At 62.8% G+C, this 12,438-nt stretch carries 11 protein-coding genes; 6 read left to right on the top strand and 5 right to left on the bottom strand.

The features are described 5' to 3' along the window. Window positions 1-35: 35 nt before the first annotated feature. The 3 genes from cysN to ACW9H9_RS16355 all read right to left on the bottom strand — a co-directional run bounded on the left by cysN (window position 36) and on the right by ACW9H9_RS16355 (window position 3,768). Entirely contained in the window at window positions 36-1,934 is a 1,899-nt protein-coding gene (gene cysN, locus ACW9H9_RS16365; RefSeq protein ID WP_457344262.1) for a sulfate adenylyltransferase subunit CysN, read from the bottom strand. Window positions 1,935-1,943: 9 nt separating this feature from the next. Next, a complete protein-coding gene (gene cysD, locus ACW9H9_RS16360) occupies window positions 1,944-2,861 on the bottom strand; it encodes a sulfate adenylyltransferase subunit CysD (protein WP_457344261.1) in 918 nt (305 codons plus the stop codon). Window positions 2,862-3,009: 148 nt separating this feature from the next. Beyond that, window positions 3,010-3,768: a Nif3-like dinuclear metal center hexameric protein gene (locus ACW9H9_RS16355; RefSeq protein WP_457344260.1), complete on the bottom strand. Its 759-nt coding sequence runs from the start codon at window positions 3,766-3,768 to the stop codon at window positions 3,010-3,012. A 104-nt stretch (window positions 3,769-3,872) separates the two neighbouring features. Between ACW9H9_RS16355 and algW the strand changes: the two genes are divergently transcribed. From algW to ACW9H9_RS16340, 3 genes are all read left to right on the top strand, one after another. Beyond that, window positions 3,873-5,027 (top strand): Do family serine endopeptidase AlgW, encoded by a 1,155-nt coding sequence (algW, locus tag ACW9H9_RS16350; RefSeq protein WP_457344259.1) that lies wholly within the window; start codon window positions 3,873-3,875, stop codon window positions 5,025-5,027. A 111-nt stretch (window positions 5,028-5,138) separates the two neighbouring features. After that, complete coding sequence (locus ACW9H9_RS16345; protein ID WP_457344258.1) at window positions 5,139-7,250, top strand: TonB-dependent siderophore receptor; 2,112 nt, start codon at window positions 5,139-5,141, stop codon at window positions 7,248-7,250. A 12-nt stretch (window positions 7,251-7,262) separates the two neighbouring features. After that, window positions 7,263-7,982 (top strand): DUF4198 domain-containing protein, encoded by a 720-nt coding sequence (locus tag ACW9H9_RS16340; protein ID WP_457344257.1) that lies wholly within the window; start codon window positions 7,263-7,265, stop codon window positions 7,980-7,982. A 21-nt stretch (window positions 7,983-8,003) separates the two neighbouring features. Here the strand turns inward: ACW9H9_RS16340 and hemH are convergent, their stop codons facing one another. Then, window positions 8,004-9,029, bottom strand: a complete 1,026-nt coding sequence (hemH, locus tag ACW9H9_RS16335) for a ferrochelatase (RefSeq protein ID WP_457344256.1) — start codon at window positions 9,027-9,029, stop codon at window positions 8,004-8,006. Window positions 9,030-9,043: 14 nt separating this feature from the next. Continuing rightward, window positions 9,044-9,943, bottom strand: coding sequence for a TIGR01777 family oxidoreductase (locus ACW9H9_RS16330; RefSeq protein ID WP_457344255.1), 900 nt, complete (start codon window positions 9,941-9,943; stop codon window positions 9,044-9,046). A 211-nt stretch (window positions 9,944-10,154) separates the two neighbouring features. On the opposite strand from ACW9H9_RS16330, the gene ACW9H9_RS16325 reads away from it, so the two are divergent. The 3 genes from ACW9H9_RS16325 (at window position 10,155) to ACW9H9_RS16315 (ending at window position 12,436) form a co-directional block, all read left to right on the top strand. Next, window positions 10,155-11,141 carry an NAD(P)/FAD-dependent oxidoreductase gene (locus tag ACW9H9_RS16325; protein ID WP_457344254.1) on the top strand — a complete coding sequence of 329 codons (987 nt, stop codon included), beginning with the start codon at window positions 10,155-10,157 and terminating at the stop codon, window positions 11,139-11,141. After that, the gene (locus ACW9H9_RS16320; RefSeq protein ID WP_457344252.1) at window positions 11,138-11,353 is read left to right on the top strand and encodes a TIGR02450 family Trp-rich protein; all 216 of its coding nucleotides are present in this window, start codon (window positions 11,138-11,140) and stop codon (window positions 11,351-11,353) included. Before ACW9H9_RS16325 ends, ACW9H9_RS16320 begins: the two co-directional genes overlap by 4 nt. Before the next feature lie 111 nt (window positions 11,354-11,464). Continuing rightward, window positions 11,465-12,436, top strand: coding sequence for a YbgA family protein (locus tag ACW9H9_RS16315; RefSeq protein WP_457344251.1), 972 nt, complete (start codon window positions 11,465-11,467; stop codon window positions 12,434-12,436). The last annotated feature ends 2 nt before the right edge of the window (window positions 12,437-12,438 follow it).

The raw sequence follows: 12,438 nt of genomic DNA, 5'->3' as shown, positions 1-12,438 counted from the left end.
GATCGGTGGCGGGCTTTTAGCAGACGGCTTGCCGCTTAGAGCTTGCCGCGGTTCCTGAGCAATTCCAGCACCTGCTTGACGCTCTCGTCCACCGACAACGCCTGGGTGTCGATGACCAGGTCAGCGTTCAACGGCACGTCATACGGGAACGACTCGCCGGGGATGTTATCCCCACCCGCCGCGTACAGGCCCTGCGGGTCGCGCTCGGCACACACCAGCGGCGATGCCTGCACGTACACGGTCAGCAGGCGGTCATTACCGATCAACGCCTTGGCCTGTTCACGGCCTTCGGCGTCCGGCGCCACAAACGCCGCCAGCGTCAACAGGCCCGCTTCGTTGAACTGACGCGCCACGTGGGCGGCACGCCGCCAGTTTTCGGTGCGCCCGGCACGGTCCTGCGGCAAGCCCTTGTTCAGGTCATGACGCAGGTTCTGGCCATCGAGTACAAACACCGCACGGCCCATGTCGAACAGCTTGCGCTCCACCGCGTAAGCCAACGTGCTCTTGCCCGCGCCCGACAGGCCGCTGAACAACACGGTGGCCGGTTGCTGGCCGAAACGCTGGGCGCGCTCGTCGGTGGCCACGTGGGCCAGCTTGCCGTGCTGCGCGGCGCTGCCCTGGCCAACCGGCGGCGCGATGATCATGCCCGCCGCCACGGTGCCGTTGGTCAGGCGGTCGATGACGATAAATGCGCCGGTGGTGCGGTTGCTCTCATAACCGTCCAGCGCAATCGCCGCATCGAGGCTGACCTTGACCCGACCGATCTCGTTCAGTTGCAAGGCACTCGCGGCGCCCTGCTCCAGGGTGTTCACGTCCACCCGGTGCACGATGCTGGTGATGGACCCCGGCACATAGCTGGTGGCGCGCTTGATGTCGTATTTCTTGCCCGGCAGCATCGGCTCTTCGGCCATCCACACCAGCATGGCGTCAAAGGCGTCGGTCACTTGCGGCACGTTGTCGGCATGCACCAACAAGTCGCCACGGGAGATATCGATCTCGTCTTCCATGGTCAGGGTCACGGCCTGGCCGGGGCCTGCGTGTTCCAGCTCACCTTCAAAGGTCACGATGGACTTCACGCGGCTGCTCTTGCCCGACGGCAGCACCACGACTTCATCGCCCTTGTGCACCACACCGCTGGCCAGGGTGCCCGCAAACCCACGGAAGTTCAGGTTCGGGCGGTTGACGTACTGCACCGGGAAACGCAGATCGGTGTAGTTGCGGTCGTTGGCGATCTCGACGGTTTCGAGGATTTCCATCAGCGACTGCCCGGTGTACCAAGGCGAACGCTCGCTCTTGTTCACCACGTTGTCACCCTTGAGCGCCGACATCGGCACAAAGGCCAAGGTGCTCGGCTTGAACGCGATGCCGTCGGCAAACTTCAGGTAATCGGCCTTGATCGACTCGAACACGCTTTGGTCAAAGCCATTGATGTCCATCTTGTTGATGGCCACCACGATGTGCTTGATGCCCAGCAAGGACGCGATGTAGCTGTGGCGACGGGTCTGGGTCTGCACGCCGTAGCGGGCGTCGATCAGGATGATCGCCAGGTCACAGGTAGACGCACCGGTGGCCATGTTGCGGGTGTACTGCTCATGGCCCGGGGTGTCGGCGATGATGAATTTGCGCTTGGCGGTGGAGAAATAGCGGTAGGCCACATCGATAGTGATGCCCTGCTCCCGCTCGGCCTGCAGGCCGTCGACCAGCAACGCCAGGTCGATGTCGTCACCGGTGGTGCCGACTTTTTTCGAGTCACGGGTGATGGCTTCCAGGTGATCTTCGTAGATCATCTTGGAGTCGTGCAGCAGGCGCCCGATCAGGGTGCTTTTGCCGTCGTCGACGTTGCCGCAGGTCAGGAAGCGCAACATTTCCTTGCGCTCGTGCTGGCCCAGGTAGGCGAGGATGTCCTCGCTGATCAAATCAGATACGTGCGACATGACAACCCCTTAGAAATAACCCTGACGTTTTTTATCTTCCATCGAGCCTGCGCCATCGTGGTCGATGACACGGCCCTGGCGCTCGGAAGTTCGCGTCAGGAGCATTTCCTGAATGATGTCCGTCAGCGTCTCGGCTTCGGACTCCACCGCGCCCGTCAACGGGTAGCAGCCAAGGGTACGGAAACGGACTTTCTTTTTGACGATTCGGGCTTTGTCTTCGTCAGACAAATGCTCAAGGATGCGCTCGTCGTCGATCATGATCAGCGTGCCGTTCTTCTCGATCACTTCACGCTCGGCGGCGAAGTACAACGGTACGATCGGGATGCCTTCCAGGTAGATGTACTGCCAGATATCCAGCTCGGTCCAGTTGGACAGCGGGAACACGCGGATCGACTCGCCTTTGTTCACGTTGCCGTTGTAGACGTTCCACAGCTCCGGGCGCTGGTTTTTCGGGTCCCAGCGGTGCTTGCTGTCGCGGAACGAGTACACGCGCTCCTTGGCGCGGGATTTCTCTTCATCGCGACGGGCGCCACCAAAGGCTGCGTCGAAACCATGTTTGTCCAGGGCCTGCTTGAGGCCTTCGGTCTTCATGATGTCGGTGTGCTTGGCACTGCCGTGGGTGAAGGGGTTGATACCTTGCGCCACGCCGTCAGGGTTGACGTGAGTGATGAGATCCAGGCCCAGTTCTTCGACCATTTTGTCGCGGAACCGGTACATCTCCTGGAATTTCCAGCGGGTGTCGACGTGCATCACCGGGAACGGCAGCTTGCCGGGAAAAAAGGCCTTGCGTGCCAGGTGCAGCATCACGGCGGAGTCTTTACCGATCGAGTAAAGCATCACCGGGTTATCGAACTCGGCGGCGACCTCGCGGATGATGTGGATGCTTTCCGCCTCCAGCTGTTTGAGATGCGTCAGTTTGTCGACCATGGTTACTCACGGAAAAACGATCTTATGGACGGCCAGCGGGCCGTGTTCGAGCGGGGCATGCTAGCACAGCGCCTAATTCTATTAGAGGGCGCGGCCTAGATCGAAACGGTATATGAATATGCCCCCGGGTTTGGCTCCCCAGCCTTGCCTAGATGGGGTTGGGGCAGTCGATAAACAGGTGTTCCAGCGCAAAGCGCCGGGCCAGGTAGTCGCCCAGTGCCTGCACGCCGTAGCGCTCGGTGGCGTGGTGGCCGGCAGCGATAAAGCTGATGTCGTTTTCCCGGGCGCTGTGGAAGGTCTGTTCCGACGCTTCGCCGCTCAGATACAGGTCAACGCCCGCTGCAATCGCCTGGTCGATGTACCCCTGCCCGCCGCCGGTGCACCAGCCCACGCGGCGGATCATCTCGCTGCCTTCTATCAATAAGGGCTCGCGGCCCATGACGTCCTGCACGCGGCGGGCAAAATCGCGCGGCGACAGGGGCTCGGCCAGGGAGCCCACCAGGCCGACCACCTTGAGGTTGTCCGGGTCCAGCGGGCCTTCGACGGTGATGTCCAGTTGACGGGCCAGTTGCACGTTATTGCCGACCTCGGGGTGCAGGTCCAGCGGCAGGTGGTAGGCCAGCAGGCTGATGTCGTGCTTGAGCAGGGTTTTCAGACGGCGCTGCTTCATGCCGGTGATGCACGGGCTCTCGCCTTTCCAGAAATAACCGTGGTGCACCAGCACCAGGTCGGCGTCGGCTTCGATGGCCGCGTCCAGCAAGGCCTGGCTTGCGGTCACGCCGCTGATGATGCGTGACACCTGCGGCCGGCCCTCGACTTGCAGGCCATTGGGGCAAAAATCGGCGATTTTTGCGCTGCCAAGGTAACGGTCGGCTTCCTCGACCAGGGTGCTCAGGGCGACGGCCATAAAAGACTCCTAAATATCCCGTTCAGAGGCGCGCGTGGCCTCGTATAATGCGCGACATTATGGGCGCTCTCCCGTCCCCTGCAACCTGTCAGGACTTTTCTTACATGCTCAAGGCACTGCGTTTTTTTGGATGGCCATTGTTGGCGGGCGTGCTGGTCGCGATGCTGATTATTCAGCGTTATCCACAATGGGTCGGTTTGCCCACCCTCGATGTCAACCTGCAACAGGCCCCGCAAACCAACGGCATCGTGCAGGGCCCGGTCACGTATGCCGACGCCGTGGTGATCGCCGCGCCCGCGGTGGTCAACCTGTACACCACCAAAGTCATCAACAAACCGGCGCACCCGCTGTTTGAAGACCCGCAGTTCCAGCGCTTTTTTGGCGACAACTCGCCCAAGCAGCGGCGCATGGAGTCCAGCCTCGGGTCGGGCGTGATTATGAGCCCGGAAGGCTACATTCTCACCAACAACCACGTGACCACCGGCGCTGACCAAATCATCGTCGCCCTGCGCGATGGCCGTGAAACCCTGGCCCGCGTGGTGGGCAGCGACCCCGAAACCGACCTCGCGGTGCTCAAGATCGACCTCAAGAACCTGCCGTCCATCACCATCGGCCGCTCCGAAGGCCTGCGCGTCGGCGACGTGGCGCTGGCCATCGGCAACCCGTTCGGCGTCGGCCAGACGGTGACCATGGGCATCATCAGCGCCACCGGGCGCAACCAGCTGGGCCTTAACAGCTACGAAGACTTCATCCAGACCGACGCGGCCATCAACCCCGGCAACTCCGGGGGTGCGCTGGTGGACGCCAACGGCAACCTCACCGGCATCAACACGGCGATTTTCACCAAGACCGGCGGCTCCCAGGGCATCGGCTTTGCGATTCCGGTCAAGCTGGCCACCGAGGTGATGAAGTCGATCATCGAGCACGGCCAGGTGATTCGCGGCTGGCTGGGGCTGGAAGTGCAGCCGTTGACCAAGGAACTGGCCGAATCCTTCGGCCTCACCGGGCGCCCCGGCATCGTGGTGGCCGGGATCCTGCGTGACGGCCCGGCGCAAAAAGCCGGCCTGCAACCGGGCGACGTGATCCTGAGCATCGACGGCGAACCGGCGAACGATGGCCGCAAATCGATGAATCAGGTGGCGCGGATCAAACCTACCGACAAGGTAGCGATCCAGGTGATGCGCAATGGCAAAGAGATCAAGTTGATGGCAGAAGTCGGCCTTCGACCGCCGCCTGCGCCGGCCAAAGACGCCGACTGATCCGCGCGACAGGCGCCCGTCTCAGGGCGCCTGTAAGCAAACATTTCAAAAGAAATTCACTCTCATTTGGCATGTTATATTGTTTCAATATAGACATTGGAACGCTTTACCATGCCACCTCGAAAACTTGCGCCCCTGGCCACCCTTGCCCTGGGCCTGCTGATGGATCCGGCCTGCGCCGAAGACAACAGCATCGTTGAACTGGACACGCTGCGCGTCACTGCCGACGCCTATGAGTCCGCCACCGACCCGGTCAAGGGCTACCGAGCCACCCGCTCCACCAGCGCAACCAAGACTGACACCGCCCTTCGCGATATCCCACAGTCCATCAGCGTCATTCCTGCCTCAGTGCTCACGGACCTGGGCAGCACAAACGTGGAGCGGGCCTTGGAATATGCGGGCGGGGTGTCCAAGCAGAACAACTTCGGCGGGCTCACGCTATACGAATACAGCGTGCGCGGCTTCACCACCTCCGAGTTCTACCAGGACGGCTTCAGTGCCAACCGGGGCTACCCCAGCACGCCGGACACGGCCAATATCGAACGCATCGAAGTGCTCAAGGGCCCCGCCGCCAGCCTGTATGGCCGTGGCGACCCTGGCGGCACTGTCAATATCGTCACCAAAAAGCCCCAGCCCGAGGCCTTTGCCACCCTGCACACCCGCGCCGGCAGTTGGGACCGTTACAGCACCGCGCTGGACGTGAACACCCCGTTGGATGGCGAAGGCCGCGTGTTGACGCGGGTCAACCTGGCCGTGGCAGACAACCACAGTTTTCGTGACCACGTACAGAACAAGCGGGTGTTCGTCGCGCCCTCCCTCAGCTGGCAACTGAACCCGGCCACCCAACTGCGGGTGGAAAGCGAATTCGTGCGCCACAGCTCTACCTTCGACCGGGGCCTGGTAGCGCCCAATAACCGCTGGAGCGGCGTTTCTCGTTCCACCTTTCTGGGCGAGCCCAACGACGGCGATATTCGCAACCACAACAACCGCCTGCAAGCCAGCCTGGACCATCATCTGAACGACGCCTGGACACTGCGCCTGGCCAGCCACTACAAGCAGGGCAGCCTGTGGGGCGATGCTTCGGAGAACCGTGCGCTTAACGCTGATGGTCACACCCTCAACCGCCGCTACCGGGAACGCTCCACGGGCTGGCACGACAGCATCACCCAACTGGAATTGCGCGGCCTGTTCGACATCGGCAGCTGGCAGCACGAGCTGTTGGTCGGAACCGAATACGAGGACTACCGCAAAAAAGAACGTGTCACCGCCATCGCGGGCAGCCCCTACGCCATCGACCTGTACCACCCCGTCTACGGTCAGCCCAAGCCAGACCGCGCACGCTCCGGCACCCACGTGTTTGAACACGTCAAAAGCCATGCGTTGAACCTGCAAGACCAGATCATCTTCACTGACCGCCTGCGCGGCATGCTGGGCGCGCGCCTCGAACGCTTCGAGCAGCACACCGACGATTATGCCCGCGACCACGCCAAGAGCCGCCAAACCCACGACGCCTTCACCCAGCGCGCCGGCCTGCTCTACCAGCTCACACCGCAGGTGGGGGTATTCGCCAACGTCTCCACGTCATTTAAACCCAACAATGGCCTGGACGCGGGCGGCCAATCCTTCAAGCCCGAGGAAGGCGTGGGCTATGAGGCAGGGCTCAAGAGCGAACTGTTCGACGATCGCCTGAGCGCCACCCTCGCCGCTTTTCATATCGAAAAGGAAAACGTGCTGGCCCTCGACCCCGCCACCGACACCCATCGCGCCATGGGCAAAGCCCGCAGCCAGGGCCTGGACCTGCAACTGGCCGGGCAGGTGACGGACGCCCTGCGCGTGATTGGAGCCTTTGCCTACATCGACGCCGAAGTGACCAAGGGCGACAAAAATATTCCGACGGGCAGCCGCATTCTCGGCGTGGCCAAACGCAGCGCCAGCCTGCTGGGCGTCTACGCGTTCCAGGACGGCTTGCTACGTGGCTCCGACGTGGGCGCGGCGTTTACCTACGTCGGCGACCGTTCGGGCGAAGCCGGCCAATCGTTCGAGCTGCCGGCCTACCACACCCTAGACCTGTTGGCGCATTACAAAGCCAGCGACACCGTCACCGTGGGCCTGAACCTTAACAATCTGTTCGATGAAAAGTACTACGAGCGCTCCTACAGCAATTACTGGATCACCCCCGGCGAGCCCCGCAATTTCACCGTCAGCCTGACCCTCAACCTGTAACAGGACACCACCATGCAATTCCCCAAACCTCTGGCCCTGCTCGGCCTGCTGTTTGCCACCCACGCCTCGGCTCACGGCCTGTGGACCGAAGAACGACGCGGCAATATCGAAGTGATCTACGGCCATGGCGCGGAAGACGATGCTTTCAAGCCGGAAAAAATCAGCGGGGCCTGGGCCTACGACCTTCGCGGCAAGCTGATCCCGGTGACCGTGCAACGCCTGCCCGACCACGCCCGCCTGCAACCCCTCAAGCCACCGGCCTCCGTGGCCGTGGCACTGGACAATGGCATGTGGTCACAGACGCCGGATAAAAAATGGATCAACCAGGGGCGCAGCCAGGTGCCGGGCGCGATCGAGTCAACCCATACGTTCAAATACAGCCTGGCGATTTATCAGGCAGGGGCGAAGCTGCCAGCGCTGGGGAAAATCAAGCTGCTGATCCTGCCGGAAGTGGACCCGCTCACCGTCGGCCCGGGCAAGCCGCTGCCGGTACGGGTGCTGCTGGACGGCAAGCCCGCGGCGGGCGTCAAGTTGATCGGCGATTACCGCAATGCCCCCAACACCCTGAGCGCCGAAACCGACGCCCAGGGACGCGCGAAGGTGGTGGTCCGCAACGAAGGCTTGAACGTGATCGCGGCGCAGGTGGAAGTCCCCGTGGACAACAATGCCGACGTGGCGACGCGCGGCCTGTTCAGCTCGCTGACCTTCCTCGGCCAGCCGCATCACGAATAAACACCTGCACCACGACCAGGGTTACAGGGTGGCCGGCGCCTTTTCACACAACGCATTGAGCGCCGCCGCCCACTGCGGTTCGTCATTCAGGCACGGCACCAGCACCAATTCCTCGCCACCGGCCTCGCGGAACTGTTCGGCCCCACGGTCACCGATTTCCTCCAGCGTCTCGATGCAATCGGCGACAAACGCCGGGCACATCACCAGCAACTTCTTCACACCCTGCTTGGCCAAGGCATCCAGGCGGGCCTCGGTGTAGGGTTCGATCCATTTCGCCCGGCCCAGGCGCGACTGGAACGCCACCGACCACTTGCCGTCCGGCAGGCCCATGCGCTCGGCAAAGTTGCGAGCCACGCTGAAACATTGGGCCCGGTAGCAGGTGGCAAGCACCTGGGGCGAGGCGTTCTTGCAGCAGTCATCATCGCGCAAGCAGTGTTGCCCGGTGGGGTCGAGCTTGGTCAGGTGGCGCTCCGGCAGCCCGTGAAAACTGAGCAACAGGTGATCGAAATCCTGCGCGACATACGGCCTGGCGCTGGTCACCAGGGCGTCCAGGTATTCAGGCTGGTCGTAGAAGGGTTGCAGGGTGGCAAACTCAAGGGCGAGTTTTTTCTCGCGCACCACGCGCCGGGCCTCTTGCACCACGGTGGTCACCGTGCTGTCGGCGAACTGCGGATACAGCGGCGCCAGCGTGACCTTTTTGATGCCCTGGCCGGCCAGGCGCACCAACACACTTTCGATGGACGGCTGGCCGTACCGCATCGCCAGTTCCACCGGCCCTTGGGTCCATTGCGCAGTCATTTGCTGCTGCAAGCGCCGGCTCAGCACCACCAGTGGCGAGCCCTCGTCCCACCAGATCGAGGCGTAGGCGTGGGCGGACTGCTCGGGGCGCTTGATCAGAATCAGCGACACCAGCAACCGCCGCACCGGCCACGGCAGGTCGATCACGTAGGGGTCCATGAGAAATTGATTGAGGTAGCTGCGCACATCGGCCACCGAGGTAGACGCCGGTGAGCCCAGGTTGACCAGTAATAACGCGTGATCCGTCATGCAACGTCCTATCTCTAGAGGCGGCGGGACACATCGTCCAATGCCGCGTGCAACTCGGTGAACCGAAAAGTAAACCCGGCGGCCAACAGGCGCTCGGGCAGCGCTTTCTGGCCGCCCAGCAACAAGCCGGACAACTCGCCCAGCCCCACCTTCAAGGCAAAGGCTGGCATGGGCATGAACGCGGGGCGGTGCAGCACCTGGCCCAGCGTCTTGGCAAATTCTATGTTGCGCACCGGGTGCGGCGCGCACGCATTATAGGGACCGCGGGCGTCAGGCTCGTGCAGAAGAAAATCAATCAGGGCGATTTGATCCTCGATGTGCACCCACGGCATCCACTGCCGCCCCTTGCCGATCGGCCCACCCAGCGCCAGTTTGAACATCGGCAACAGGCGCGACAAAAAGCCGCCCTGCGCCGCCAGCACCAACCCTGTGCGCACCAGCACCACGCGCATCCCGAGGGCTTCGGCGCGCTGGGCGGTTTCTTCCCACGCAATGCACAATTGGCTGGGGAAATCGTCCTGCACCGGGCCGCAGGCTTCAGTCAACTCACGCTCGCCGCCGTCGCCATACCAGCCCACGGCGGAGCCCGAAATCAACACCGCAGGTCGGTGCTCAAGGCCTTCCAGCCAGGCCAGCAGGGTTTCGGTCAGGGTGATCCGGCTGCTCCACAACAGGGCCTTGCGCTTGTGGGTCCAGGGGCGGTCGGCAATCGGCGCACCGGCCAGGTTGACCACGGCGTCCACCGGCTCCTCAAGGTCCTGCAAGCGGGCGATGCCGCGCACCTGCGCGCCACACAACCTGGCCACCTGCTCGGGACGGCGGCTCCACACGCTCAAGCGATGCCCACGGGCGAGCCAGTATTGGCACAGCTGGCGACCGATGAGTCCTGTACCGCCTGTCAGCAAAATGTGCATCACTATTTCCTCCCGTGACGTTCGCCCGCGCTCACTGGTCTATTTTAAAGACAGGGACTTTTACAACCGGGCGCGACGATGATTTAAACCACTGGTTTAACCATAGGCCACGCTCTATAGATCAGGTACGCCAAAACTTATACCAAAAAACAACATTGTACAGCTATTGGTGTCGGCGTAGTCTGTACCCAACGGTAAAACGAGGCCTCCCATGACTGTTCCCATCGCGATCATTGGCACCGGCATCGCCGGTCTTTCCGCCGCCCGAGCGTTACAAGACGCCGGCCACGTTGTACAACTCTTCGATAAAAGCCGCGGCAGTGGCGGGCGCATGTCCAGCAAGCGCAGCGACGCCGGGGCCTTGGACATGGGCGCGCAGTACTTCACCGCGCGTGACCGACGCTTCGTCAATGAGGTGCAGCGCTGGCAAGCCAACGGCTGGGCCGCGCAGTGGGAACCGCAGCTGTACAACGCCAAATCCGGGCAATTGAGCCCCTCCCCCGATGAACAGACCCGCTGGGTCGGCACGCCCCGCATGAGCGCCATCACCCGCGCCCTGCTCGACGACTTGCCGGTGGAGTTCGGTTGCCGCATCACCGAAGTGTTCCAGGGCGAAAAACACTGGAACCTGCTGGACGCCGACGGCGGCAACCACGGCCCGTTCAGCCACGTGGTCATCGCCACCCCGGCGCCACAGGCCGCCGCCCTGCTGGCGGCCGCGCCCAAACTGGCCAACGTGGCCGCCGGGGTGAAGATGGACCCGACCTGGGCCGTCGCCCTGGCGTTCGACACCCCGCTGGACACGCCCATGCAAGGCTGCTTCGTGCAAGACAGCCCCCTCGACTGGCTGGCGCGCAACCGCAGCAAACCCGGGCGCGACACCCACCTCGACACCTGGGTGCTGCACGCCACCAGCGCCTGGAGCAAGCAGCACCTGGACCTGCCCAAGGAAGCCGTGATCGAACACCTGCACGGCGCCTTTGCCGAACTGCTGCACGCCAGCATGCCGCCGCCCTCGTTCAGCCTGGCGCACCGCTGGCTGTATGCGCGCCCGTCCGCCAGCCACGAGTTCGGCGTGCTCGCCGACGCCGACCTGGGCCTGTATGTGTGCGGGGACTGGTGCTTGTCCGGCCGTGTCGAAGGGGCCTGGCTCAGCGGCCAGGAAGCGGCGCGACGACTGATCGAACACGCGCGATGAACCGTATCAATCCGGCCAAGTTGCTGCTGTCGAAGTGGACGGCAGCCCGCCCGCAGAACAAAGAAAAACACTTCCTGGTCACCGAATTGTTTCGCGACGAAGAGGGCACCGTGCTGGACATCGAACTGCAAGCGGTGATGACCCACCGCTCCGAGCGGCTGGCCTGGCAAACCCTGCAAAACGCCGATGCCTGGAAAATCGGCTGGAAATAGCCCCGCGCAAAAAGCTGTACAAACTATTTGACTTGTACAGCTTCAAACCTATGATGAGATTAAGTTGTACAGAATTTTAAGTCTGTACAGGAATCTTGCAGAGGTTTAGCCATGCTTCACACCCCGTCCGCCTCCGGCAAACCCAAAATCGCCATCAGTGCCTGCCTGCTCGGTGAAAACGTGCGCTTCAATGGCGGGCACAAGCACTCCCACCTGTGCGCCGACACCCTCGCCGAGTATTTCGACTTTGTGCCGCTGTGCCCGGAAGTGGCGATCGGCCTGGGCATCCCCCGCGAACCGATCCGCCTGGTGGGCGACCCGGCGCACCCTGAAGCGGTGGGTACGGTGAACCGCGAACTGAACGTTACCCGCCCGCTGGACGACTACGGCCAACAAATGGCCGCCGAACACACCGACCTGTGCGGTTACATCTTCATGCAAAAGTCGCCGTCCTGCGGCCTGGAGCGGGTCAAGGTCTACCGCGCCAACGGCACCCCGGTGGACGGCGGCGGGCGCGGCATCTACGCCCAGGCGTTCTGCGCCCGCCACCCCGACTTGCCGGTGGAAGAAGACGGCAGGCTGAACGACCCGGTACTGCGGGAAAACTTCCTGACCCGGGTGTTTGTGTACGCCCACTGGCAACAGGTGCTCGCCGAGGGCCTGACCCGCCACCGCCTGCTGGAGTTTCACGCTCGCTACAAATACCTGCTGATGGCCCACAGCCCGGTGCACTACAAACGCCTGGGCGCCCTGCTGGGCAGCATGACCAAGGCCGACGACCTCCAGGCATTGGCCGCGCGCTACTTCAGCGACCTCATGCGCGGCCTGACCAAATGCGCCACGCGTGGCACCCACACCAACGTGTTGCAGCACATCAGCGGCTACCTCAAGCAAGCCATCAGCGCCGACGACAAACAGGAAATGCAGACGATCATCGGCCAATACCACCAGGGCGTCGTGCCGCTGGTGGTGCCGCTGACCCTGCTCAAGCACCATTTCCGCCAACACCCGGACCGCTACATCGCGCAGCAGGCCTACCTGCAACCGCACCCGGAAAACCTCAGCCTGCGTAATGCGATTTAACC

Source organism: Pseudomonas sp. SDO5215_S409, assembly GCF_054071325.1.
The sequence above is the reverse complement of the archived record's forward strand: the minus strand, read 5'-3'. Positions and strand labels throughout refer to the sequence as shown.